The 23,014-nt window shown below is 71.0% G+C and carries 25 protein-coding genes; 14 read left to right on the top strand and 11 right to left on the bottom strand.

Features of this window, described 5'->3' with window-relative positions; all coding sequences use genetic code 11:
* Nucleotides 1-31 precede the first annotated feature (31 nt).
* The 3 genes from hutI to ABZ340_RS16280 all read left to right on the top strand — a co-directional run bounded on the left by hutI (nt 32) and on the right by ABZ340_RS16280 (nt 2,687).
* Nucleotides 32-1,207: an imidazolonepropionase gene (gene hutI / locus ABZ340_RS16290; RefSeq protein ID WP_358782436.1), complete on the top strand. Its 1,176-nt coding sequence runs from the start codon at nt 32-34 to the stop codon at nt 1,205-1,207.
* A gap of 106 nt (nt 1,208-1,313) precedes the next feature.
* Nucleotides 1,314-2,249, top strand: a complete 936-nt coding sequence (locus ABZ340_RS16285) for a hypothetical protein (RefSeq protein ID WP_358782435.1) — start codon at nt 1,314-1,316, stop codon at nt 2,247-2,249.
* Between the two features lie 66 nt (nt 2,250-2,315).
* On the top strand, nt 2,316-2,687 hold the full coding sequence (locus tag ABZ340_RS16280; RefSeq protein ID WP_358782434.1) for a hypothetical protein: 372 nt from the start codon (nt 2,316-2,318) through the stop codon (nt 2,685-2,687).
* 226 nt (nt 2,688-2,913) lie between these two features.
* Here the strand turns inward: ABZ340_RS16280 and ABZ340_RS16275 are convergent, their stop codons facing one another.
* Nucleotides 2,914-3,840: an RNA polymerase sigma factor SigF gene (locus ABZ340_RS16275; protein ID WP_358782475.1), complete on the bottom strand. Its 927-nt coding sequence runs from the start codon at nt 3,838-3,840 to the stop codon at nt 2,914-2,916.
* 239 nt (nt 3,841-4,079) lie between these two features.
* On the opposite strand from ABZ340_RS16275, the gene ABZ340_RS16270 reads away from it, so the two are divergent.
* Together ABZ340_RS16270 and ABZ340_RS16265 are read left to right on the top strand one after the other, a co-directional pair.
* Nucleotides 4,080-4,457: an STAS domain-containing protein gene (locus ABZ340_RS16270; protein WP_358782433.1), complete on the top strand. Its 378-nt coding sequence runs from the start codon at nt 4,080-4,082 to the stop codon at nt 4,455-4,457.
* Nucleotides 4,458-4,706: 249 nt separating this feature from the next.
* Entirely contained in the window at nt 4,707-5,300 is a 594-nt protein-coding gene (locus ABZ340_RS16265; protein WP_358782432.1) for an ATP-binding protein, read from the top strand.
* 219 nt (nt 5,301-5,519) lie between these two features.
* Here ABZ340_RS16265 and ABZ340_RS16260 read toward each other — a convergent pair whose 3' ends face one another.
* Complete coding sequence (locus tag ABZ340_RS16260) at nt 5,520-7,058, bottom strand: oligopeptide:H+ symporter (protein WP_358782431.1); 1,539 nt, start codon at nt 7,056-7,058, stop codon at nt 5,520-5,522.
* Nucleotides 7,059-7,591: 533 nt separating this feature from the next.
* Here ABZ340_RS16260 and ABZ340_RS16255 point away from each other — a divergent pair.
* Together ABZ340_RS16255 and ABZ340_RS16250 are read left to right on the top strand one after the other, a co-directional pair.
* A complete protein-coding gene (locus ABZ340_RS16255; protein ID WP_358782430.1) occupies nt 7,592-8,269 on the top strand; it encodes a response regulator transcription factor in 678 nt (225 codons plus the stop codon).
* Nucleotides 8,270-8,382: 113 nt separating this feature from the next.
* Nucleotides 8,383-9,651 (top strand): ATP-binding protein, encoded by a 1,269-nt coding sequence (locus tag ABZ340_RS16250; RefSeq protein ID WP_358782429.1) that lies wholly within the window; start codon nt 8,383-8,385, stop codon nt 9,649-9,651.
* 48 nt (nt 9,652-9,699) lie between these two features.
* Here the strand turns inward: ABZ340_RS16250 and ABZ340_RS16245 are convergent, their stop codons facing one another.
* Nucleotides 9,700-10,314 (bottom strand): GtrA family protein, encoded by a 615-nt coding sequence (locus tag ABZ340_RS16245; protein WP_358782428.1) that lies wholly within the window; start codon nt 10,312-10,314, stop codon nt 9,700-9,702.
* A 154-nt stretch (nt 10,315-10,468) separates the two neighbouring features.
* On the opposite strand from ABZ340_RS16245, the gene ABZ340_RS16240 reads away from it, so the two are divergent.
* Genes ABZ340_RS16240 through ABZ340_RS16230 form a run of 3 tightly spaced genes read left to right on the top strand, consistent with a single transcriptional unit; the run spans nt 10,469 to nt 13,346 of the window.
* On the top strand, nt 10,469-11,629 hold the full coding sequence (locus tag ABZ340_RS16240) for a 5-(carboxyamino)imidazole ribonucleotide synthase (RefSeq protein WP_358782427.1): 1,161 nt from the start codon (nt 10,469-10,471) through the stop codon (nt 11,627-11,629).
* Nucleotides 11,626-12,153 carry a 5-(carboxyamino)imidazole ribonucleotide mutase gene (gene purE, locus ABZ340_RS16235; protein ID WP_358782426.1) on the top strand — a complete coding sequence of 176 codons (528 nt, stop codon included), beginning with the start codon at nt 11,626-11,628 and terminating at the stop codon, nt 12,151-12,153. Before ABZ340_RS16240 ends, purE begins: the two co-directional genes overlap by 4 nt.
* Before the next feature lie 5 nt (nt 12,154-12,158).
* Nucleotides 12,159-13,346, top strand: a complete 1,188-nt coding sequence (locus ABZ340_RS16230; RefSeq protein ID WP_358782425.1) for a dipeptidase — start codon at nt 12,159-12,161, stop codon at nt 13,344-13,346.
* Here ABZ340_RS16230 and ABZ340_RS16225 read toward each other — a convergent pair.
* Nucleotides 13,295-14,455: an alkene reductase gene (locus tag ABZ340_RS16225; RefSeq protein WP_358782424.1), complete on the bottom strand. Its 1,161-nt coding sequence runs from the start codon at nt 14,453-14,455 to the stop codon at nt 13,295-13,297. The genes ABZ340_RS16230 and ABZ340_RS16225 overlap by 52 nt on opposite strands.
* 68 nt (nt 14,456-14,523) lie before the next feature.
* Between ABZ340_RS16225 and ABZ340_RS16220 the strand changes: the two genes are divergently transcribed.
* Both ABZ340_RS16220 and ABZ340_RS16215 read left to right on the top strand, forming a co-directional pair.
* On the top strand, nt 14,524-14,883 hold the full coding sequence (locus tag ABZ340_RS16220; RefSeq protein ID WP_358782423.1) for a MerR family transcriptional regulator: 360 nt from the start codon (nt 14,524-14,526) through the stop codon (nt 14,881-14,883).
* A gap of 92 nt (nt 14,884-14,975) precedes the next feature.
* A complete protein-coding gene (locus tag ABZ340_RS16215; protein WP_358782422.1) occupies nt 14,976-16,106 on the top strand; it encodes a dipeptidase in 1,131 nt (376 codons plus the stop codon).
* Nucleotides 16,107-16,125: 19 nt separating this feature from the next.
* Here ABZ340_RS16215 and ABZ340_RS16210 read toward each other — a convergent pair whose 3' ends face one another.
* Nucleotides 16,126-16,518, bottom strand: coding sequence for a VOC family protein (locus ABZ340_RS16210; RefSeq protein WP_358782421.1), 393 nt, complete (start codon nt 16,516-16,518; stop codon nt 16,126-16,128).
* Nucleotides 16,519-16,550: 32 nt separating this feature from the next.
* The gene (locus ABZ340_RS16205; protein WP_358782420.1) at nt 16,551-16,910 is read right to left on the bottom strand and encodes a VOC family protein; all 360 of its coding nucleotides are present in this window, start codon (nt 16,908-16,910) and stop codon (nt 16,551-16,553) included.
* 153 nt (nt 16,911-17,063) lie between these two features.
* On the opposite strand from ABZ340_RS16205, the gene ABZ340_RS16200 reads away from it, so the two are divergent.
* A complete protein-coding gene (locus tag ABZ340_RS16200; protein WP_358782419.1) occupies nt 17,064-17,573 on the top strand; it encodes a CGNR zinc finger domain-containing protein in 510 nt (169 codons plus the stop codon).
* Between the two features lie 48 nt (nt 17,574-17,621).
* Here the strand turns inward: ABZ340_RS16200 and ABZ340_RS16195 are convergent, their stop codons facing one another.
* Entirely contained in the window at nt 17,622-18,965 is a 1,344-nt protein-coding gene (locus tag ABZ340_RS16195) for a UDP-glucose/GDP-mannose dehydrogenase family protein (RefSeq protein WP_358782418.1), read from the bottom strand.
* Nucleotides 18,966-19,160: 195 nt separating this feature from the next.
* On the opposite strand from ABZ340_RS16195, the gene ABZ340_RS16190 reads away from it, so the two are divergent.
* Nucleotides 19,161-20,318, top strand: a complete 1,158-nt coding sequence (locus ABZ340_RS16190; RefSeq protein ID WP_358782417.1) for an acyl-CoA dehydrogenase — start codon at nt 19,161-19,163, stop codon at nt 20,316-20,318.
* A gap of 85 nt (nt 20,319-20,403) precedes the next feature.
* On the opposite strand, the gene ABZ340_RS16185 is transcribed toward ABZ340_RS16190, so the two are convergent.
* The 4 genes from ABZ340_RS16185 to ABZ340_RS16170 form a co-directional block, all read right to left on the bottom strand.
* Nucleotides 20,404-21,129 carry a class I SAM-dependent methyltransferase gene (locus tag ABZ340_RS16185; RefSeq protein WP_358782416.1) on the bottom strand — a complete coding sequence of 242 codons (726 nt, stop codon included), beginning with the start codon at nt 21,127-21,129 and terminating at the stop codon, nt 20,404-20,406.
* A gap of 74 nt (nt 21,130-21,203) precedes the next feature.
* Nucleotides 21,204-21,662 carry a hypothetical protein gene (locus tag ABZ340_RS16180; protein ID WP_358782415.1) on the bottom strand — a complete coding sequence of 153 codons (459 nt, stop codon included), beginning with the start codon at nt 21,660-21,662 and terminating at the stop codon, nt 21,204-21,206.
* 218 nt (nt 21,663-21,880) lie between these two features.
* Nucleotides 21,881-22,075 carry a hypothetical protein gene (locus ABZ340_RS16175; RefSeq protein WP_358782414.1) on the bottom strand — a complete coding sequence of 65 codons (195 nt, stop codon included), beginning with the start codon at nt 22,073-22,075 and terminating at the stop codon, nt 21,881-21,883.
* A 90-nt stretch (nt 22,076-22,165) separates the two neighbouring features.
* On the bottom strand, nt 22,166-23,014 hold the full coding sequence (locus ABZ340_RS16170) for a helix-turn-helix transcriptional regulator (protein ID WP_358782413.1): 849 nt from the start codon (nt 23,012-23,014) through the stop codon (nt 22,166-22,168).

The raw sequence follows: 23,014 nt of genomic DNA, 5'->3' as shown, positions 1-23,014 counted from the left end.
CCCGCCCCCGAAGGCCACCCACGAGGACGCCATGAGCAGCACCGCCATCACCAACATCGCCACGCTCGTCACCAACGACCCCTCCCTCGGCGACGACTCCCCCCTCGGCCTGGTCCGGGACGCGGCCGTCGTCATCGACGGCGACCGCATCGCGTGGACCGGTGAATCAAGCAAAGCACCCGCCACTGACAATCACGTCGACGCCGGCGGCCGGGCGGTCCTGCCCGGCTTCGTCGACTCCCACTCCCACCTGGTCTTCGCGGGCGACCGCACCGAGGAGTTCAACGCCCGCATGTCCGGCCGCCCCTACAGCGCGGGCGGCATCCGCACCACCGTCGCCGCCACCCGCGCCGCGACCGACGCGGAACTGGAGGCCAACCTCACCCGTTACCTCGCCGAGGCCCTCCGCCAGGGCACCACCACCTTCGAGACCAAGTCCGGTTACGGCCTCACCGTCGCCGACGAGTCCCGCGCCCTGCGCCTCGCCGCCCGCCACACCGACGAGGTCACCTACCTCGGCGCCCACATCGTCTCCCCCGACTACGCCGACGACCCGGCCGCCTACGTCGACCTCGTCACCGGCGAGATGCTCGACGCCTGCGCCCCGCACGCCCGCTGGATCGACGTGTTCTGCGAGAAGGGCGCCTTCGACGGCGACCAGGCCCGCGCCGTCCTCACGGCGGGCAAGGCCAGGGGACTGCACCCCCGCATCCACGCCAACCAGCTCTCCCACGGCCCCGGCGTGCAGCTCGCCGTCGAACTCGACGCGGCCAGCGCCGACCACTGCACCCACCTCACCGACGCGGACGTCGACGCCCTGGCGAACAGCCGCACCGTCGCCACCCTGCTCCCCGGCGCCGAGTTCTCCACCCGCGCCCAGTGGCCCGACGCCCGCCGCCTGATCGACGCCGGCGTCACGGTCGCCCTGTCCACCGACTGCAACCCCGGCTCGTCCTTCACCTCCTCCGTCCCCTTCTGCATCGCGCTGGCGGTGCGGGACATGGGGATGACACCGGACGAGGCGGTGTGGTCGGCCACGGCGGGCGGCGCGGCGGCCCTGCGCCGCACCGACATCGGCCGCCTCACACCCGGCGCCTACGCCGACCTGACCCTCCTCGACGCCCCGAGCCACGTCCACCTGGCCTATCGGCCGGGTGTCCCGCTGGTCAGCACGGTCTGGCGGAGAGGGACTCGCGTGAGCAGCTGAACCCCGCAGTTGTTCAACGTGCCCCCGCAGTTGACACACGCTGATTACGCTTAAGGCTTGCGCGTCGGCCGGTTCCCGACGCCGGTTGAGCGGAGAGGGGCAGGCTGTGACCGAGCAACTGGCTGCGGAGTATGTGGAGGAGATCGATCCGGGGCTCGGTGAACCGCTGCGAGTCCTGCAGTTGAGCCCTACTCGGCTCCTGGCCGGCATGCCCTGGGGCAAGCTGCGGCAGATCGTGCCCGATCCCCGGCTCTCCGAGAATGCCCGGGTGCTCAAGGCTCTGTCACCCGAAGTGCAGCGACAGGCCGAGGTGCGGGGGGCGGTGCAGCGGGCGATCAAGTCCACGAAGAAGGCGGAGAACGCCAGGGACTACGCTCGCTATCTGGCGACGGTCATGCGTGGTGAGCGCGGTGAGCACTGGGCGACTCCGCCCTTTGCGCTGTGGACCGAGGAGCGGTTGACCACGGTCAAGGCAAGGAGCCCGTTCGGTGTCGACCACCTGGTCTACCTGCCGTACTCGATGACAGGAGTACTTGTCGATGCGGAGACTCAGCACCTGGCGCACTTCCTGCTCCTGGACGACCCCGCCGCCTACGGCGTGACCACGCAGCAGGTCAACGGGCGGACCGTCGGCGTGGAGATCTACCACAGCATCGGGTTGAGCTCGGCCCGGCAGATCTTCCACGACCGCAATCTGCTCGGCGTCATCCCGAACAAGAACGTGGCCCTGGCGTCCGACTCGCTGAACAAGGCGACTCAGATCACCAACGCCCTGCTGGCGAAGATGACCGTTGTGGATACCCAGTCGGGCGAGTCGATCCCGTTGGAGGAACTGGTTGCGGTACGGCAGCGGCAGCTGAAGGCCACTGACCGCGCATGGATGACCCTGTCGACACTGCGTTCGTTCGTGGTGACGGCGATCTTCGGCAAGGCCGGCTTCGAGCGCACCAGTCGCAGCCACGCCCACCGAGGCCGAGCGGGCCGAGCGAACGGCGCGGGCTGTGGCATATGTGCGCGCCCACCTGCGGGAAGACTTCAGTGAGGACGACGTGCGGGAGGCGCAGGAGTGGCGGGCGGCGATTGCCGCCGGTCAAGTGGGGAGTCGCAGGTGATCATTCTGGATCACACCGCGACCCTCGCCCTGTGCCGGGGGCACCGGCTGCTCTCCGGACTGGCCGTCGTGGAGGTCGACGATCCGGCCCGGCGAGCGCATGTCCCCGCCCTGTGCCTCGTCGCAGCCGGCCTGGAGCGCCCTGGTGTGGCGGCACATGTCGGAGCCTTGCCGGGGCTGGAGTTCCTGCCGCTCGACTTCGCAGGCACTGCCGCGGTCGAACAACTGGTGTCCGCCGGACTGGACTGGCCCTTCGGGCACGCGGTCTACGCCGCTGCCTCCGACACGGTCGAGGGGCAGATTCTGACCGCCTCACCCGAGGCCTATGACGGCACAGGGGTATGGGTGGTGGACATCGGAAAGCCGTGACGGCTTTCCACTGAAATCCGATGTGCCGCGATCCGGCCGTGCCGGCGCACATCCCGCGCTCGCGATTTCCGCCATCGTCGGCCGCAGCCAACCGGCTGTGTGAGTAACCGATCCGCGGTCGGCGCCCGGTGGACGCCCGGTGTCCGTGCGGACATCCGGCGCCGACGGGGCGCCGACCGCGAGCCCGGCACGGCGGACCGTGCGGCGGTCGGTCGGCGACCGGTCGTCACTCCTCGACCGTCAGCCCCTTGCGCAGCCGCACCAGCGTGCGCGACAGCAGCCGGGAGACGTGCATCTGGGAGATGCCGAGCTCCTCGCCGATCTCCGACTGGGTCATGCCGGCGACGAAACGCAGGGAGAGGATCTTCCGGTCCCGGGAGGGGAGTTCGGCGATCAGCGGCTTCAGCGACTCGACGTACTCGATGCCTTCGAGCCCGTGGTCCTCGTAGCCGATCCGGTCCGCGAGCGTGCCCTCGGTGTCGTCCTCCTCCGGCTGGGCGTCCAGTGAGGAGGCGGTGTACGCGTTCGAGGCCGCCATGCCCTCGACGACCTCTTCGCCGGAGATGCCGAGACGCTCGGCCAGCTCGGCCACGGTCGGGGAGCGGTCGAGCTGCTGGGCCAGTTCGTCACCGGCCTTGGCCAGGTCGAGCCGGAGTTCCTGGAGGCGGCGCGGCACCCGCACGGACCACGAGGTGTCGCGGAAGAACCGCTTGATCTCGCCGATGATGGTCGGCATCGCGAAAGTCGGGAACTCGACGCCGCGGGAGAGCTCGAAACGGTCGATCGCCTTGATCAGGCCGATGGTGCCGACCTGGATGATGTCCTCCATCGGCTCGCTGCGCGAGCGGAAACGGGAGGCGGCGAACTTGACGAGGGCGAGGTTGAGTTCGACGAGCGTGTTGCGGACGTACGCGTATTCGTGGGTGCCTTCCTCCAGCGACTCCAGCCGCTCGAAGAGGGTCTTGGACAGTGCCCGGGCGTCCGCCGGGGCCACCTCGTCGTACGCGGGGATGTCCGGGAGCCCGGCGAGTGCGCCGCCGTGCGCGGCACCTGCGTCCTGCTGCTCGATGGGATCCAGATGTTCCGGAGGGAGTGTCGACGTCGCTTCACGGGTACGCGATCCGTCGAGCCGGGGTGACATGATGTCCTCCATCGTTCTCGGCATGCGGCTGCCGAAGCCAGTTGCGTGCACTGCGGTGTGCGGCGCCTCCAAAGCCGGCCGTGTCGGGTACGTGTCTTACTAGCCCTACCTGCTTTACCGAGCCCACCGCAAGTGTGTTCTGTGCGCATATGTCCGTTTGTGTGCGGTTGTTCGGGTGTTGGAGGGCGCGGGGAGGGCGTAGTGTTCAGGGGCGTCAGCAAGCAGTCACGACGTCGGGAGAGAGAGACGGCATGGACCGCGGGACAGTCGGCAGCGCACAGTCGGGCCGGCTTCTGGTGGAGGTGCGGGAAGAGGGCCTCAGTGCCGTCGTGACCCCGGCGGGTGAGCTGGATCACCACACCGCAGACCTGTTGCGTGAGCCGCTGGAGGACTGCCTCGCCAAGGGTTTCGGCCGGCTGGTCGTCGACTGCTCGCGCCTGGAGTTCTGCGACTCCACGGGGCTCAACGTCCTGCTGGGCGCGCGGTTGAAGGCGGAGGCGGCGGGGGGTGGCGTGCACCTGGTGGGGATGCAGCCGGTCGTGGCACGCGTGTTCGAGATCACGGGGGCGGACGCCGTCTTCACGGTCCATGACACGCTGGAGGCCGCCTTGGCCGGCGAGTCCGGCTGAGCGGCTGCCCCACGGCGGCGACGGCGGCCCTTGAGCGGCTCCGTGACCGGCGATTTCGCCCGGTGCCCGGTTTCCCGCCGGGACAGGGGTGTTCCGCCGGTCCGCTCGGGCAGGAGACAACCTGAACCTGTCGGCCGTCGGGGTGCGGGGTGCCGGGGACGGACACCGTTGTGCCGCGCAACTGAATGTGCACGACTTCGAAGTACGACGTTGAAACGTGAACTGGTGAATCGGTGAGGTGAAGCGCTGATGAGCACCACCCGGCCCTACTCGCCGGGCGACCGCGGTCCGGAGCCCAGCGGCGCTTCCGGGGTGCCCGAGGGGGGCATGCCCGTGACCGAGGAGCCCACGGGGCGTGCGACGGAGGCCGCGGCGGCTGCGGCGGAGACCCCGGCGGCCGCCGGGGACGCGGCCGGGCCGCCGGAACCGGCCGGCCGCCAGGTCCGCAGACTGAGCTTCGACGGCGAGAGCGGTGTCGTACCGCTCGCCCGCGACTTCACCCGCCAGGCGCTGTACGCGTGGGGCTGGCTGCCCGCCGCCACCGCCGACCAGCGGGCCGCCGCGGAGGACGTCCTGCTCGTCGTGTCCGAGCTGGTCACCAACGCCTGCCTGCACGCCGAGGGGCCGGACGAGCTGTGGATCAGCTGCGACCGGAAGGTGATCCGGCTGGAGGTCTCCGACCGGGGCACCGGCCAGCCGGCCCCCCGCACCCCGCACCGCGCGGGACGCCCCGGCGGCCACGGCATGTTCATCGTGCAGCGGCTGTGCCTGGACTGGGGGGTCGTACGGACTCCGGGCGTCGCCGGCAAGAGGGTCTGGGCGGAGCTGGGCGCACCGGCGTAACCGCCGGCCCCGTACACCCGCCTCGTACACGCTTCGTACACCCGCCCCGTACACCCGCCACCCGCCCCGTACACCCGCTTCGTACACCCGCCCCGTACACCCGCCCCGCACCGTCCGCCCCGTAGCGCGCGGTACGGCCCGGAAGACGCGGAAGGGCCGCGCACCCTCGGGTGCGCGGCCCTTCTCGTCGTGTTCGCGGTGTTCCGCCGTCTCCCGGCGTCAGTGCACGTCGCCCATGAGCGACTTGACCTTCCTGCGGTACATGTAGATCGCGATGCCCGCGAGGGCGGCGAGGACCGCCTCCACGGCGACCATGCCCTTGCCGCTGAGGTCGACCCCGGCGACGGCCGGGTTGGAGAGCAGGCTCGTGACCGAGTCGCCCGCCGTGACCGCGAGGAACCACACGCCCATCATCTGGCTGGCGTACTTCGCCGGGGCCATCTTCGTGGTCACCGACAGGCCGACCGGGGAGAGGCACAGCTCACCGGTGGTCTGGATCAGGTAGATGCCCACCAGCCACATCGGGCTGACCAGCGTGTCACCGTCGGCCATGCCCATCGGCAGCAGGAAGAAGAAGAACGACACGCCGATGATGAACAGGGCGGCGGCGAACTTCGCGACCGTGCTCGGCTCCTTGCCCTTGCGGTTCAGCCACAGCCAGAACCAGGCGAAGACCGGGGCCAGCGCCATGATGAACACCGGGTTCAGCGACTGGTACCAGGAGGAGGGGAAGGTGAAGCCGAGCAGCGAGTCGGCGGCCTTCGTCTCACCGAACGCCTGGACCGTGGAACCGCCCTGGTCGTAGATCATCCAGAAGACGGCGGCGGCGACGAAGAACCAGATGTAGCCGGTCATCTTCGACTGCTCGACGTCCGACAGCTCCTTGTCGCGCTTGATGCGCAGCAGGACGCCCGCCGGGATGATCAGGCCGAGCACGGTCAGCGGGATCATCGCCCAGTTCAGGGTGAAGTGGCCGGTGAAGCCGACGATGCCGTAGAAGACGACCGCGACGGCCAGCCAGATCAGGCCCTTGCGCAGCCAGGCGGCGCGCTCCTCGGCCGCCAGCGGCTTGGGAACGACGCTGCTCTCCGGGCTGAGGTTGCGGGTGCCGATCAGGAAGGCCGCGAGGCCGATCGCCATGCCCACGGCGGCCAGGCCGAAGCCGAGGTGCCAGTTCACCTTCTGGCCGACCGTGCCGATGATCAGCGGCGCGAAGAAGGCACCCATGTTGATGCCCATGTAGAAGATGGTGAAGCCACCGTCGCGGCGCGGGTCGTCCGGGCCGTCGTAGAGGTGGCCGACCATGGTGGAGATGTTGGCCTTCAGCAGGCCGGAGCCGAGCGCGACCAGCGCGAGACCGGCGAAGAAGGGAGCCTGGCCACCGGGCAGCGCGAGCACGACGTGACCCGCCATGATCGTGACGGCGGCGACGGCCACCGTCTTGCGGGGACCCCAGATCCGGTCACCGAGCCAGCCGCCGGGCATGGCGAGCAGGTACACCATCGACAGGTAGACCGAGTAGATCGCGGTCGTGGTGGCGAGATCCATGCCGAGCCCGCCGCCCATGCTGCCTTCCTTGGCGTCAGGGCCGCCGGAGAGCAGGTAGACGACGAGCAAGGCCCTCATGCCGTAGAAGCTGAAGCGCTCCCACATCTCGGTCATGAAGAGGGTGGCCAGTCCCCGGGGGTGGCCGAAGAAGGTCTTCTCGGAACCGGGGGTGCCCGGACGGACCGAGTCCTTCGTCAGGCTGGACGCCATGGTCGTTCCTTGCTGGTCGGGACGCGCTCAGTAGGCGATGCGCGCCCGGTGGGGGAAGCCGGCACCGGCGGCGGGGCCGTCCACCCCACGCCCACGGGGTGCCCGCCCCGGATCACGGAGCGGCGGACGGTGACCACCGGGATCCACGCCTCGGTGCGCGTCGCTGCGCGGTGAGGCCCGGCCACAGGTCATTCCTTGTCAGGCTGGTCTCGGACCAGCCCGCACACAAAAGAGACCTTCAGCGTCAAATGGCCGCCAAAGGTCCCCGTGGTGCTACAGGCGTTGGTTCACCATACGGCAGGACACCGCCCGGTATGGAAGGACTTGAGACATGGATCACAGGTGATCCTGGAACCATGGGCGCCCTTTCCAAGGTGTTCACCAGGATGGCATCCCACACCCGCAGGGCCGCACCGAGGGTGCCGGGAGCGACGGGCGGGCGGCGGGACCGGATTGCCCGGCATGTCCGAAGGCGGGAAACGGCCCTTCGCATCTCACCTCGGCCGTTGGTCCGAGCGGACTACCATCACCTCATGACCCGTGTACTGCTCGCCGAGGACGACGCGTCCATCTCGGAGCCGCTGGCCCGCGCACTGCGCCGGGAAGGGTACGAGGTCGAGGTGCGTGAGGACGGACCCGCCGCGCTCGACGCCGGGATGCAGGGCGGCGTGGACCTGGTCGTACTGGACCTGGGCCTGCCCGGCATGGACGGCCTGGAGGTCGCCCGCCGGCTGCGCGCCGAGGGCCACACCGTGCCCATCCTCATCCTGACCGCGCGCGCCGACGAGGTGGACACCGTCGTCGGCCTGGACGCGGGCGCCGACGACTACGTCACCAAGCCCTTCCGCCTCGCCGAGCTGCTCGCCCGCGTCCGGGCCCTGCTGCGGCGCGGTTCCGCCGAGCCGCAGCAGCCGCCCGCCACGCACGGCGTCCGTATCGACGTCGAGTCGCACCGGGCCTGGATGGGCGACGAGGAGCTCCAGCTCACCGCGAAGGAGTTCGACCTGCTGCGGGTGCTGGTGCGCGACGCCGGCCGGGTCGTCACCCGCGACCAGCTGATGCGGGAGGTCTGGGACACCACGTGGTGGTCGTCGACCAAGACCCTCGACATGCACATCTCCTGGCTGCGCAAGAAGCTGGGCGACGACGCGGCCAACCCCCGGTACATCGCGACCGTGCGTGGCGTGGGCTTCCGCTTCGAGAAGAACTGAGCCCCGGAGGGCTCCGGAACCGAGGTCCGGCGGGCGAGCCCCGGCGGGCTCCGGGAACCGGGCTCTCCGGCTCCGAGGACCGAGCCCTCCGGGCTCCCACCGGGTAAGAGGACATGCGCCGCCGACTGATCCAGTCCACGCTCGCCGTGGTGCTCGTCGTGATCGCCGTCTTCGGCGTCTCCCTCGTCATCGTCGAGACCCGGACGATCAGCAGCACCGCCCAGGAACGGGTCGACCTGGAGGCGGCCCGGCTGGCCAGCATCGTGGACAGCCGGCTCCTCGGCACCGGACGGGTGGACGTGGACATCCTCCGCCGGCAGGTCGCGGACAACCGGTACGCCGCCATCCGCATCCCGGGCAAGCCGGTCATCGAGGTCGGCGACAAGCCGGACGGCGAGGTCATCCGCGGCAGGGCCACCGGCGAGGAGGGCGAGACGGTCGTCGTCGAGGAGCCGCGCTCCTCGGTGACCCGGGAGGTCGGCCGGACCCTGCTCATCATCGGGCTGGTGGCGCTGCTCGCGGTGGTCGCGGCGGTGCTGCTGGCCGTGCGCCAGGCCAACCGCCTCGCCTCCCCTCTCACCGACCTCGCCGAGACCGCCGAACGCCTCGGCTCCGGCGACCCGCGCCCGCGGCACAAGCGGTACGGCGTCCCGGAGCTGGACCGGGTCGCGGACGTGCTGGACGCCTCCGCCGAGCGCATCGCCCGCATGCTGACCGCCGAGCGGCGCCTGGCCGCCGACGCCTCCCACCAGCTGCGCACGCCACTGACGGCGCTGTCGATGCGGCTGGAGGAGATCACCCTCACCGACGACCCGGAGACGGTGAAGGAGGAGGCGACGATCGCGCTGTCGCAGGTGGAGCGGCTGACGGACGTGGTGGAGCGGCTGCTGACCAACTCCCGCGACCCGCGCAACGGCTCCGCGGTCACCTTCGACCTCGACGACGTCATCCAGCAGCAGATCGCCGAGTGGCGCCCCGCCTACCGCAGCGCGGGCCGCGCCATCGTCTCCTCCGGCAAGCGGCACATGGAGGCCGTGGGCACGCCCGGCGCGGTGGCGCAGGTGCTGGCCGCGCTGATCGAGAACTCCCTCATGCACGGCGGCGGCACGGTGGCGCTGCGCACCCGGGTGACGGGCAACCAGGCGGTCGTGGAGGTGACGGACGAGGGCCCGGGCGTCCCCGCCGACCTCGGCGCCCGCATCTTCGAGCGCACGATCAGCGGCCGGAACTCGACGGGCATCGGCCTGGCGGTCGCCCGCGACCTGGCGGAGGCCGACGGCGGCCGCCTGGAGCTCCTCCAGGCCAAGCCGGCGGTCTTCGGCCTGTTCCTGTCCCGCACACCGCCCCCGAAGAAGTCGGACGCGGCCCAGACGGTCCGCTGACCCCGCGATCTGCGGCCTACGCGATCTGCGGCCTACGCGCCCCGTGCCCTACGGCCTGCGCCCCGCACCCACCCGGCTCGCCCCGGCGGGTCGGCCGTCGGAGGGACCGCCGGCGGGGCCGTCACCCGGACGGGCCGCCGTCGGGTGCTCGTGCTCCAGGAACGATTCCGCGCGGGCCACCGCCTCCCGGGCGGGCAGGGCGCGGAAGACCCAGGTGCGGTACGACCAGAAGCGGAAGAGCGTGGCGATGCCGATGCCGAGGAACTTGAAGACGTTGCTCTGCAGCGGGCTGTCCCAGCCGAAGCCGTACGTCGCCGTGTACAGCACGCCGTTCTCGATCACGAGCCCGGCCGCGCTGAACAGCAGGAACAGCGTCATCTCCTTCGTACGGCCGCTCTTGTCGCGGTCCCGGTACGTGAAGTAGCGGAAGCCGATGTAGTTGAAGACGATCGCGACGACGGTCGCGACGACGCTCGCCCGGACCACCTGGAGGTCGGTCGTGTGCCGGACCAGGTTGAACACGAGCAGATTGACGAGCAGCCCCGCCCCGCCCACCGCGCCGAACTTGACGGCCTCGCGCACGAGCCGGTCGACGCGCTGCCGCACCGGCCCGCGGGGTGCTGCCGGGAGCGTCGGGGGATGCCCCGAGGAACCACGTCCCATGGTCGTGCAGGCCCCCGTCCATCGGTTGGCGTCAACCCAGCCATGCTAACCACCCCCACCCGTGATCTTCCTGCGGACGAGGGCCGGAGCCCCCGCAGAAGGGGGCGAACCGGCCGGGAGACCGGTGCCGTCGTGTGGCCGATACGCTAGGGGTGTGACGTTCCCGGTAGTCGGCATGGTCGGCGGGGGCCAGCTCGCTCGTATGACACACGAGGCGGGCATCCCGCTGGGCATCAGGTTCAAGCTCCTCAGTGACACTCCTCAGGACTCCGCGGCCCAGGTCGTGAACGATGTCGTCGTCGGCGACTATCGCGATCTGGAGACCCTGCGCGCGTTCGCCCGCGGCTGCGACGTGATCACCTTCGATCACGAGCACGTCCCGACCGAGCACCTCCGTGCCCTGGAGGCGGACGGCATCCCCGTCCGGCCGGGCCCGGACGCGCTCGTGCACGCCCAGGACAAGGGCGTGATGCGGGCCAAGCTCGACGCGATCGGCGTGCCCTGCCCGCGGCACCGCATCGTCAGCGACCCGGCCGACGTGGCCGCCTTCGCCCGCGAGGGCCTGCCCGAGGGCGCCGAGGGCGACGGCTTCCCCGTCGTCCTGAAGACGGTCCGCGGCGGCTATGACGGCAAGGGCGTGTGGGTGGTCGACTCCGTCGAGGAGGCCGCCGAGCCCTTCCGCGCCGGCGTCCCCGTCCTCGCGGAGGAGAAGGTCGACTTCGTCCGCGAGCTCGCCGCCAACGTCGTGCGCTCCCCGCACGGCCAGGCCGTGGCGTACCCGGTGGTCGAGTCCCGCCAGGTGAACGGCGTCTGCGACACGGTCATCGCCCCCGCGCCCGACCTGGACCCGGACCTCGCCCTCCAGGCCGAGGAGATGGCGCTGAACATCGCCAAGGAGCTGGGCGTCGTCGGCCACCTCGCCGTCGAGCTGTTCCAGACCCGCGACGGGCGGATCCTCGTCAACGAGCTGGCGATGCGACCGCACAATTCCGGCCACTGGTCGATGGACGGCGCGATCACCTCCCAGTTCGCCAACCACGTCCGGGCCGTGCTCGACCTCCCGCTCGGCGACCCGCGCCCGCGCGCCCCGTGGACGGTCATGGTCAACGTCCTCGGCGGCGACTACCCGGACATGTACTCCGCGTACCTGCACTGCATGGCCCGCGACCCCCAGCTCAAGATCCACATGTACGGCAAGGACGTGAAGCCCGGCCGCAAGGTGGGCCACGTCAACACCTACGGCGACGACCTGGACGACGTGCTGGAGCGCGCCCGTCACGCAGCCGGCTACCTGAGAGGCACGATCACCGAATGAGCAGCCCCGTTGCCGGCATCGTCATGGGGTCGGACTCCGACTGGCCCGTGATGGAGGCCGCCGCCAAGGCCCTCGACGAGTTCGAGATCGCCTACGAGGTGGACGTCGTCTCCGCGCACCGCATGCCGCGCGAGATGATCGCGTACGGCGAGCAGGCGGCCGACCGCGGCCTGAAGGTGATCATCGCCGGTGCGGGCGGCGCCGCCCACCTGCCCGGCATGCTCGCCTCCGTCACCCCGCTGCCGGTCATCGGCGTGCCCGTGCCGCTGAAGTACCTGGACGGCATGGACTCCCTGCTGTCGATCGTGCAGATGCCGGCCGGCGTGCCCGTCGCGACCGTCTCCGTGGGCGGTGCCCGCAACGCCGGTCTCCTCGCCGCCCGCATGCTCGCCGCGCACGACGAGGAGCTGCTCGCCCGGATGCGCGAGTTCCAGCAGGACCTGAACGACCAGGCCACCGAGAAGGGCCGCCGTCTGCGGTCCAAGGCCCAGGGAGCCGGGTCCGGCTTCGGCTTCGGGAAGTGACGGCGATGGCGACGACGACCTCGCCGGCGGAGGCCCGGGAGCTCCTGCGGGAGTTCCCGGTCGTCGACGGCCACAACGACCTGCCCTGGGCGCTGCGCGAGCAGGTGCGGTACGACCTGGCCGCCCGCGACATCGCCGCCGACCAGTCCGCCCACCTGCACACCGACCTCCCCCGCCTGCGCGCGGGCGGGGTCGGCGCGCAGTACTGGTCGGTGTACGTGCGCTCCGACCTGCCCGACGCGGTCCCGGCGACGCTGGAGCAGATCGACTGCGTACGGCAGCTGCTCGACCGCCACCCCCGCGATCTGCGCGCCGCGTACACGGCCGCGGACATGGAGGCGGCGCGCGCGGAGGGCCGTATCGCCTCCCTCATGGGCGCCGAGGGCGGCCACTCGATCGCGAACTCGCTCGCCACCCTGCGCGCGCTGTACGCGCTCGGTGTGCGCTACATGACCCTCACCCACAACGACAATGTGGCGTGGGCGGACTCGGCGACCGACGAGCCGGGCGTCGGCGGCCTGTCGGCCTTCGGCCGCGAGGTGGTCCGCGAGATGAACCGCCTCGGCATGCTGGTCGACCTCTCGCACGTCGCGGCGACGACGATGCGGGACGCGCTGGACACCTCCACCGCGCCGGTGATCTTCTCGCACTCGTCCGCGCGGGCCGTGTGCGACCACCCGCGCAACATCCCCGACGACGTCCTGGAGCGGCTGCCCGCCAACGGCGGCGTGGCGATGGTGACGTTCGTGCCGAAGTTCGTGCTCCAGGCGGCCGTGGACTGGACGGCCGCGGCCGACGAGAACATGCGCGCGCACGGCTTCCACCACCTGGACACCAGCCCCGAGGCGATGAAGGTGCACCGCGCCTTCGAGGAGCGCGTCCCGCGCCCGGTCGCCACGGTCGCCACGGTCGCCGACCACCTCGACCACATGCGCGAGGTCGCGGGCGTCGACCACCTCGGCATCGGTGGCGACTACGACGGCACGGCCTTCACCCCCGACGGCCTCGACGACGTCTCCGGTTACCCGAACCTGATCGCCGAGCTGCTGGACCGCGGCTGGTCCAAGGCCGACCTGGCCAAGCTGACCTGGAAGAACGCGGTGCGGGTGCTGGGCGCGGCGGAGGACGTGGCCCGGGACCTTCAGGCGACGCGGGCCCCCTCCAACGCGACGATCGATTCGCTGGACGGCTGAGCGGCAGCTCCGGCTCCGGCCTCGGCTTCGGCGAGGGTGGGGTAGTCGGTGTAGCCGTCCGCCCCGCCCACGTACATCAGGTACCGGTCCCGCACCTGGTTCAGGGGGGCGCCCAGGCGCAGCCGGGTCACCAGGTCGGGGTTGGCGAGGAAGGGCCGGCCGAGGGCGATCAGGTCGGCCCCGGCGTCCAGCAGCCGGGCGGACGCCTCCTCGATCGCGGGGACGGACATCTCCGGGAGCACCGGGTTGGCGACCAGCGTCCCCGGCCATCCGGCGCGGATCGTCCGGTAGACCGGGCTGTCCGGGTCGGCGAAGACCAGGTGCAGATAGGCCAGGCCCAGCCCGCCCAGCCGTTCGACGAGCGCCGGGTAGAGCTCCTCGGTCTCGCCCTCCGCGATGCCGTTGACGGTGTTGCCGGGGGAGATCCGCAAGCCCACCCGGTCGGCCCCGATCTCGGCGGCCACGGCCTCGGTCACCTCGGCGGTGAACCGGATCCGCCCGGCGATCGAGCCGCCGTAGCCGTCCGTGCGGCGGTTGGTGTTGCGGGCCAGGAACTGGTGCAGGAGGTGGCCGTTGGCCGAGTGCACCTCCACGCCCTCGAACCCGGCGTCCAGCGCGTTGCGGGCGGCCCGTGCGAAGTCGGCGATCGTGGTGCGGATGTCCTCGGCCGTCATCTCCCTGGGCACGACGGCCGGCCGGTGCCCGTCCGGCGTGAAGATCGTCTCGGGGAGCGGCACGGGGGAGGGCGCCACCGGCGTCAGTCCGCTGGTCGCCGGGTGGCCGACCCGGCCGCCGTGCTGGAGCTGGAGGAACATCCCCCCGCCCCCGGCCTCGCGCACCGCGTCGGTGACCCGCCGCCAGCCCTCGACGTGCCGCGCGGTGTGGATCGCGGTGATGTTCGGGTACGTCTGCCCGGTCGCGTTCGGCGTCGAGGCCTCGGCGATGATCAGGCCGGCGGAGGCGCGCTGGGCGTAGTACTCGGCCATCAGCGGGGTCGGCGTGCCGTCGGCCTCGGCCCGGTTGCGGGTGAGCGGGGCCATCAGGAGGCGGTTGGGGAGGGTGAGCGGGCCGAGGGCGGCGGGGGCGAGGAGCTTCGTCGTGTTCGTCATGCCGGTACGGTAGAACTTGACACTGGTGTCAGAATCAAGCCCGACGATGCGAGAGAGGGTGGGGGACGATGCGGATCGGTGAACTGGCCCGGCGCACCGGCGTCAGCGAGCGCTCGCTGCGCTACTACGAGAAGCAGGGGCTGCTCGTGGCCGAGCGTACGCCCGGCGGGCACCGCGAGTACCCGGAGGCGGCCGTCGACCGGGTCGTCCGCATCCAGGAGCTGTTCGCCGCCGGACTGTGCAGCAGCAAGATTGCCCAGCTGCTGCCCTGCATGCGGGACACCGACGGCCGTCCCTCCGCGATCGCCACGCCGAAACTGGTGACGGAGCTGACCGCCGAGCGGGAGCGGATCGACCGGATGATCGCCGATCTGCTCCGCTCCCGGGAGACTTTGGACGAGGTGATCGACACGGCCCGGGGCCGCTGACCGGCGTACCCCCGAACGCCCCACCCATCAGGAAGCCGCCCGGGCTCCGTGCGACGGTGACAGTACTGCACGACGACCGTACGGAGCCCGCCATGGCAGACCTCCAGGACGACCTGCACACCACCCCAGAGGCCGGCGAGCTCGACGACCTGCCCGTGCCGTTCCCGGTGGACGCCCTCGCGCCGGGGGCCCGCGCGCCCCTCTCCGACCCGGACGACGCCCCGCTGGAGCGGGCCCACGCCGTGCTCGCGGCCCACCCCGTGGCCGACGGCTACAGCGGACTGGCCCGGGCGCTCAGGCGGTTGCCCTGGTACGACCTGGAGCTCGGCGAGAGTGCCGTCGACACCGACGTGCCCCGGCTGCGCGAGGGCCACGTGGCCGCGCTGTTCTGGTCGCTGCACCTGCCCGAGGGCCTTGACGGGGACCGGGCCGTCGGCGCCACCCTGGACCAGATCGACCTGGTGAAGACGGTCGTACGGGCCCACCCCGAGGGCCTGCGGCTGGCCGAGGACGCCGGGCAGACCGTGGACGCCCGCAACTGCGGACGCGTCGCCGCCCTGCTCGGCCCCGCCGGTGCCGCCGCCCTCGGCGACAGCCTCGGCACCCTGCGCTGCCTGCGCGCCCTCGGCCTGCGCGTGCTGACGCTGACCGGCGCCGGCTGGGCGAGCGAGGCGGGGCTGACCCGGTTCGGCGAGGAGGTCGTGCGCGAGATGAACCGGCTCGGCGTCCTCGCCGACCTCTCCGGCGCCTCCCCGCAGACCATGCGCCGCACCTTCGCCGTCTCCAAGGCGCCCGCGGTGTGCACCCGCTCCGCCGCCCGCGCCCTGCGCCCCCACCCGGCCAACCTCCCCGACGACCTGCTCGTCGAGCTCGGCGCCGCCGGGGGCCTGTGCATGGTGCCGCTGACCGCCGAGCAGACCGGCCCGACCGTCCGGGACGTCGCCGACCACCTCGACCACGTCCGCACCGTCGCCGGCCCCGAGTCCGTCGCCCTGTCCGGCACGTACGACACCGGCACCGCCCACCCGCTGGAGCTCGGCGACGCCTCCTGTTACCCCCGCCTGATCGCCGAGCTGCTCCGGCGCGGCTGGGAGGAGTCCGACGTGGCCCTGCTGACCTGGGGGAACGTGCAGCGCGTGCTGCGCACCGCGGACTTCACCGCCCGCGCCTTCCAGCAGCGCCGCGAGCCGTCGACGGCGACGATCGCCGACCTCGACGGCTGACGGCACCGCGGCGTCCCTCCTAGGGATGCTCGATCCGGCACAGGCAGAACGGATGCCCCGCCGGATCGGCGTACACCTGGAAGTCCTTCTTCTCCCGGTCCTCCAGGTCCAGCGGCCGGGCGCCCAGCGCCAGCACCTTCTCGTGGGCCGCGTCGATCTCCTCCCAGGTGGACCCGGCGTCGAAGTCCAGGTGGAACTGCTGCGCGTTGCGGTCCGCGCGCGGCCACTCCGGCGGGGTCAGGCCGGGCGCCCGCTGGAAGGCCAGGCGCGGCCCGCCGGGGATCTGGAGCACCACCCAGTCGGCGTTCTCCTCCACGGGCGTGCCGCCCGCGACCTGTGCGTAGAAGCGGGCCAGCTCGTACGGCTCGGGACAGTCCAGGACGACGGAACGGACACGTGCGACGGGTGCCATGGGCACAACCTCCGGATGTCGGACGCCAGGTGTCAGCAGGCGCAGAGGCAGAACGGGTGCCCGGCCGGGTCCGCGTAAACCCGGAAGCTCCGCGCGCGGTCCCCGGTGTCCAGCGGCCTGGCCCCGAGCTCCAGCACGGCCTTCTCCGCCGCGTCCAGGTCCTTCACGTCCAGGTCCAGGTGGAACTGCTGCGAGCGGTCGGGGGAGGGCCACTTGGGCGGTACGAAGCCGGGGGCGGCCTGGAAGGCCAGGGTCTGCCCGCCGGGCAGCTTCAGCTCCACCCACTCTCCCTGGTCCGTGACCGTGCCGCCCAGCACGGCGGCGTAGAAACCGGCCAGGGCGCGGGGATCGGGACAGTCCAGGACGACGACGCCCAGTTCGGCGACAGCCATGACTTCCTCCTCGAAGTCCGCGGTTACCTGCTGATACGAGTAACCGGTAACCGTTACCCCATACTCCCGCCTCGGCGGTAACGTCGCAAGGGTGAGGACACGAGTACGTCGCATACGTCGCAAGCGTGAGGACACGAGTACGAGGCCGCGGCCATGAGTGAGAGATCGCCCGCGCCGGGAAGCCTGGCCCTGGTCGAGGACCTGGTGAACACGCTGGACATGGAGACGGGCGCCGACTCGCTCGGCACACCGCAGGGCCGGGCGCGGTTCGGCCTCGCGGAGGGCGACGTACCCGCGGCGCGCGAACTGCGCGAGTCGCTGCGCGCGGCCCTGCTCGCCCACGCCGGCCACCCGCCGCACCGCACGGTGACCCCGCTGGGTGACCTGCTGGCCGCCGCGCCCCTGGTGGTGACGGTCGACGCGGCCGACGGCACCGCCGCCCTCGCCCCCGCCGCCGCCCGCCCGGCCCTGCTCTCCCGGGTCGCCGCCGCCGTCGCCGGGGCCCTGGCCGACGGCACCTGGATGCGGCTCAAGGCGTGCGAGGCCGCCGACTGCCACTGGGCGTACTACGACCGCAGCCCCGCCGGACGCGGGCGCTGGTGCTCGATGCAGGTGTGCGGGGCGCGCGCCAAGATGCGCCGCTACCGCGCGAAGGGGGCGTGAGGAAGGAGAGCCCCCGCCCCCCTGGTCCGGTACACGGCCGGGGGCCGGCTACGCGGTGGGACGCCCCATCGCCCGGTACGTCCACCCGGCCCGCCGCCACACCTCCGGGTCGAGGGCGTTGCGCCCGTCCAGGACGACCCGGGCCGCCACGGCCTCGCCGAGCGCCTCGGGGTCCAGCTCGCGGAACTCCCGCCACTCCGTCAGGTGCAGCACGACGTCGGCCCCCCGCACCGCCTCCAGCGCCGAGCCGGCGTAGCCGAGCGTCGGGAACAGCCGCCGGGCGTTGTCCATGCCCTTGGGGTCGTACACCGTCACCTGGCCGCCCTGGAGGTGGATCTGCCCGGCCACGTTCAGCGCGGGCGAGTCCCGTACGTCGTCCGAGTCCGGCTTGAAGGTGGCGCCGAGCACCGCGACCCGCTTGCCCAGGAACGGACCGCCGCCCAGCGCCTGCCGGGCCAGCTCCACCATCTGGCCGCGCTGGCGCATGTTGATCGAGTCGATCTCGCGCAGGAACGTCAGCGCCTGGTCGGCGCCCAGCTCGCCCGCGCGCGCCATGAACGCCCGGATGTCCTTGGGCAGGCAGCCGCCGCCGAAGCCGATCCCGGCCCGCAGGAACTTCTTCCCGATCCGGTCGTCGTACCCGATGGCCTCCGCCAGCTTCGCCACGTCGCCGCCCGCGGCCTCGCACACCTCCGCCATCGCGTTGATGAACGAGATCTTGGTGGCGAGGAAGGAGTTCGCGGACGTCTTCACCAGCTCCGCGGTCGGGAAGTCCGTCACCACGAACGGCGAGCCCTCGGCGATCGGCGTGGCGTACACCTCCCGCAGCAGCTTCTCCGCCCGCTCGCTGCGCACCCCGACCACGATCCGGTCCGGGTGCAGCGTGTCCTGGACGGCGAAGCCCTCGCGCAGGAACTCCGGGTTCCACGCCAGCTCGGCGTCGCCCCCGGCCGGCGCGTGCTCGGCCAGGTAGGCGGCCAGCCGGTCGGCGGAACCGACGGGCACGGTCGACTTGCCCACGACCAGCGCCGGGCCCTTCAGATGCGGCGCGAGCGAGGCGATCGCGGCATCGACGTAACTCATGTCACACGCGTACTCGCCGTGCTTCTGCGGCGTGTTCACGCACACGAAGTGCACGTCGCCGAAGGCCGCCGCCTCGGCGAAGTCCATCGTGAACCGCAGCCGCCCGCTGGAGCCCTCGATCCCGGCGACGTGCCGGCGCAGCAGCTCCTCCAGACCGGGCTCGTACAGGGGGACCTCGCCCCGCTGGAGCTTCTCGATCTTCTCGGGCACCACGTCCAGCCCCAGCACCTCGAAGCCGAGCTCGGCCATGGCCGCCGCATGCGTCGCGCCGAGGTAGCCGGTGCCGATCACGGTGATCTTCAGGGCCATGGGTGCTCCAGGGATGTACGGCAGTCGTGCGGCCCGAGCATAACCGGGGCATGGGGGCGGGCCCCGCCGGGCAGCTTTCCCGCTGTCGTCAAGCTCACCTATCCACGAGCGCCGGCGGAGCTCTAAAATCTGGGTTACTTAACGGTAGTTAGCGTAGTGGGCGCCACATCGCAGCGTTTGGGAGCGTGAGAGACCTTGGCCGGAACGGCTGACTTCGACCTGTACCGCCCGTCCGAGGAGCACGACATGCTCCGCGACGCCGTCCGCGCGCTGGCCGAGGCGAAGATCGCGCCGCACGCCGCCGCGGTGGACGAGGAGGCCCGCTTCCCGCAGGAGGCGCTGGACGCCCTCGTCGCCAACGACCTGCACGCCGTGCACGTGCCGGAGGAGTACGGCGGCGCGGGCGCCGACGCGCTCGCCACGGTCATCGTCATCGAGGAGGTCGCCCGCGTCTGCGCCTCGTCCTCCCTCATCCCGGCGGTGAACAAGCTGGGCTCGCTCCCGGTGATCCTCTCCGGCTCCGAGGAGCTGAAGAAGAAGTACCTGGGCCCGCTCGCCAAGGGCGACGCGATGTTCTCGTACTGCCTGTCCGAGCCGGACGCGGGCTCCGACGCCGCCGGCATGAAGACCAAGGCCGTCCGCGACGGCGACCACTGGGTCCTCAACGGCGTCAAGCGCTGGATCACCAACGCGGGCGTCTCCGAGTACTACACGGTGATGGCCGTCACCGACCCGTCCAAGCGCTCCAAGGGCATCTCCGCCTTCGTCGTCGAGAAGTCCGACCCCGGCGTCTCCTTCGGCGCCCCGGAGAAGAAGCTCGGCATCAAGGGCTCCCCGACCCGCGAGGTCTACCTCGACAACGTCCGCATCCCCGCCGACCGCATGATCGGCGCGGAGGGCACCGGCTTCGCCACGGCGATGAAGACCCTGGACCACACCCGCATCACCATCGCCGCCCAGGCCCTCGGCATCGCCCAGGGCGCCCTCGACTACGCCAAGGGCTACGTCAAGGAGCGCAAGCAGTTCGGCAAGCCGATCGCCGACTTCCAGGGCATCCAGTTCATGCTCGCCGACATGGCCATGAAGATCTCGGCCGCCCGCGCCCTGACCTACCAGGCCGCCGCCGCCTCCGAACGCGGCGACGCCGACCTCACCTACCAGGGCGCCGCCGCCAAGTGCTTCGCCTCCGACGTGGCGATGGAGGTCACCACGGACGCGGTCCAGCTCCTGGGCGGTTACGGCTACACGCGGGACTACCCGGTGGAGCGCATGATGCGCGACGCCAAGATCACGCAGATTTACGAGGGCACGAACCAGGTCCAGCGGATCGTGATGGCCAGGAACCTTCCCTAGTAGGGTTTCCGCAGGTCAGCGGCGCTTGATCAGCCAAACGAAAGAGCCCCGGCCATCAACGGCGGGGCTCTTTTCCGTTACTTCGTTACTTCGTTACTTCGGTCCGAGTGGTTCCGTGACCCCGTTCCCACGACGAGCCGCGCACCCCACGGATCAGCAGAGTGCCGATTCGGCGCTTGCCGTGTTCCGGGGCTGGGAGGACGGTGGCGGTCACGTCCTCGAAGCCGTACTCCTTCAGCATCGCGGCCCATGTCTCCGGAGGGTGGTCCCACCGCTTGACGATGGCCGGGTCCTCGTCGGGCCCGCGCGGGATGTAGGACGCTTGGCAGCCGTAGCAGCCTTCCACGGGGGGATGCTGCGACATGGCGAAGACTCCGCCGGGAACGAGACGTCCGTAAACGGCGGGCAACGTCAAGCCAGGGTCAGTGAAGTAGGCCGCCCCGAACACGGAGTAGATCGCGTTGTAGGGGGCGGTGGAGGCTGCCAGGAAGGCCAGGGCGTCGCCCTGATGCAGCTCCATCCCGTTCACGTCCGACCAGCGCCGACGGGCTTTGGCGAGCTGGGCGCCCGATAGGTCGATCCCCACGGCCCGCATACCGAGCGTGGCCAGGTGCGCCAGGTTCCCGCCCGACCCGCATCCCAGGTCGAGCACACTGTCCCCGGACTTCAGCGTGAGCACTTCGGCGCCAGGGCCGTGGTCGGGGTGCTGGGTCCAGTTGAACCACGTCGTCTCGCCCTTGGCGTTCGTCGTGCGGCGTTGGGGCTTGGTGTGTGAGTACGTGTCCCAAGCGGCACTGCGGGGGTCCGTCACGCCTCTTCCGCTCCTGTTCACGGGCACGGCCGCCAGGCTGGACGCCGGGCGGCCGGCCGGTTCGCTGTGGGGGCCTACTTGTTCACGGGGCTGTCGGTGCATCCAGCGTGGCACTGAGTGCATTCCGCCGCGCCCACTCCGGGCCAGAATTCCACGTCGATGGTGAACCCGGCCGCCGCGATTGCGGCCGTGGTCCGCTCCATGACGCCACAGCCCTTGACCGGGTCGGCCTGCCCGGCGGGCTCGGGGACGTGGTGGATGAACCCGGTGCCCAGTGCGCGGCAGAACGCGGCGTAGTCCTGCGTCCGCAGGATGAACCGGTGCCAGAACTCGTCCACGCGCAGCGAGGGCGTCAGCGTCTCCGTGGTGCGGGCGCTGGTGGCCAGGAAGGCAGCCATCTGGCTCACGCCGCGCTTGCCCATGTCGTCGGTGAGGACGGGCCAGCTCTTGCGCACGTCCGCGATGAGCTGCGCCTGGAGGTCGGGGCTGATGAGGTCCAGAACCTCGGCCTGGTTGGCATGCGTGATCGTCACGTCTCTTCCTTCCTGGTCGGATGGTGCGTGAACGGTGCGGTGGTGCATCCCGACATGGCGGGAGACTGGGTTCTCAGCGGAGAACGGGCGACGCCCGGTGAGTCTCAGGTGCGTGTGACCTGGTGCGGCGGGACACACTCCTGGCCTCGCCCCCGGGGGGGGGGAGGAGGAAGGCGAGAGGGCGTTGCCCCGCTTACCGACGTTCTCGACCGTGACCATCAGTGGCCCTCGGGGTGCCGCTGCAAGTAGACGTTGCAGTCGGTCACGGTGGTCCAGTCGCCACCTGCCCGCGCCCGCTCCCGCACGTTCGCCAGCTCCGCACAACCCGCGCAGCCCTCCACGGGGGCCGGCTCCGGTTCCATCCTCAGCGGCAGCTCTACTGGCTCACTCGGGTAAGTCTTCGGCTGGCTCATGCCGACACCCCTTCGCGTCGTCCGTGTGATGACCACGCTAGGAACGCAAACGAATCAATCCCTAGCTGATTGCATGAGATTGCACGGCGATCACCCGAGCGAGTCCCGGGCCGTCAAGATCAGCGTTCTGGCTTTGGGCCCGTAGACCGCCATGTCGGCCATGCCTGCGAACGTATCGGCGTAGGCAGCGACCTCGCTTGGCTGCGTGATTGTGAGGTAGCCGGATACCAACTCGACGTTGACCTGTGCTGCGTCGTAGATCCAGAAGTTCTCGACGGGTAGGCGTGGGCGCCGCTGTGACACCGGAATCACACCCAGGCTGACGTTCGGCAGGCGACTCACCATGAGCAAGTGCTCCAGCTGCGCGCACTGCGTTTCAGCCGCGCTCAGGGTGTTCCGGAGGACCGGCTCCTCGATGAGGAAAGCAAAGCGACGTTCTCCCTCGTACAGCACGCGCTGACGCTCCATGCGGGCCGCTACCGCATCGGCCACATCATCCATTGAAACCCGCTGCCGCTGGATGGTCCGGAGTATGTCCTCCGTGTACCCCTGGGTCTGAATAAGCCCGGGAATAGCCCACGACGAGTAAGAGCGAAACCGGCGCGTGCGTTCGTACAGCGGAAGACGTTCTTCCTGGGAACGTCGCAGGCCGGCACGCTCCGCGCGGCGCCACTCGACCCACATGCCTTCGACGGCGCGTAGGGAAGCAATCAAATCTTCCGTCTGGTCTTCCGCACCACACGCCTGGCACCATGCCCGGATGTCGTCAGCCGACGGTGACGTTTTCGCCGTCGAGATCCGCGACACCTTGGACGGATGCCAGCCGCATGCACGCGCGAGCGTTTTGCCATCCAGCCCGGCATCCGTATAGATCTCCCGAAGACGATCGGCAAGGACTTTCCGGGCTGCCTGGACACTCGATGATCCTGAAGTTGCCAT

This window comes from Streptomyces sp. NPDC006134, assembly GCF_040628835.1.
Taxonomy (GTDB): domain Bacteria; phylum Actinomycetota; class Actinomycetes; order Streptomycetales; family Streptomycetaceae; genus Streptomyces.
This window is presented reverse-complemented; position numbering and strand designations above follow the sequence as displayed.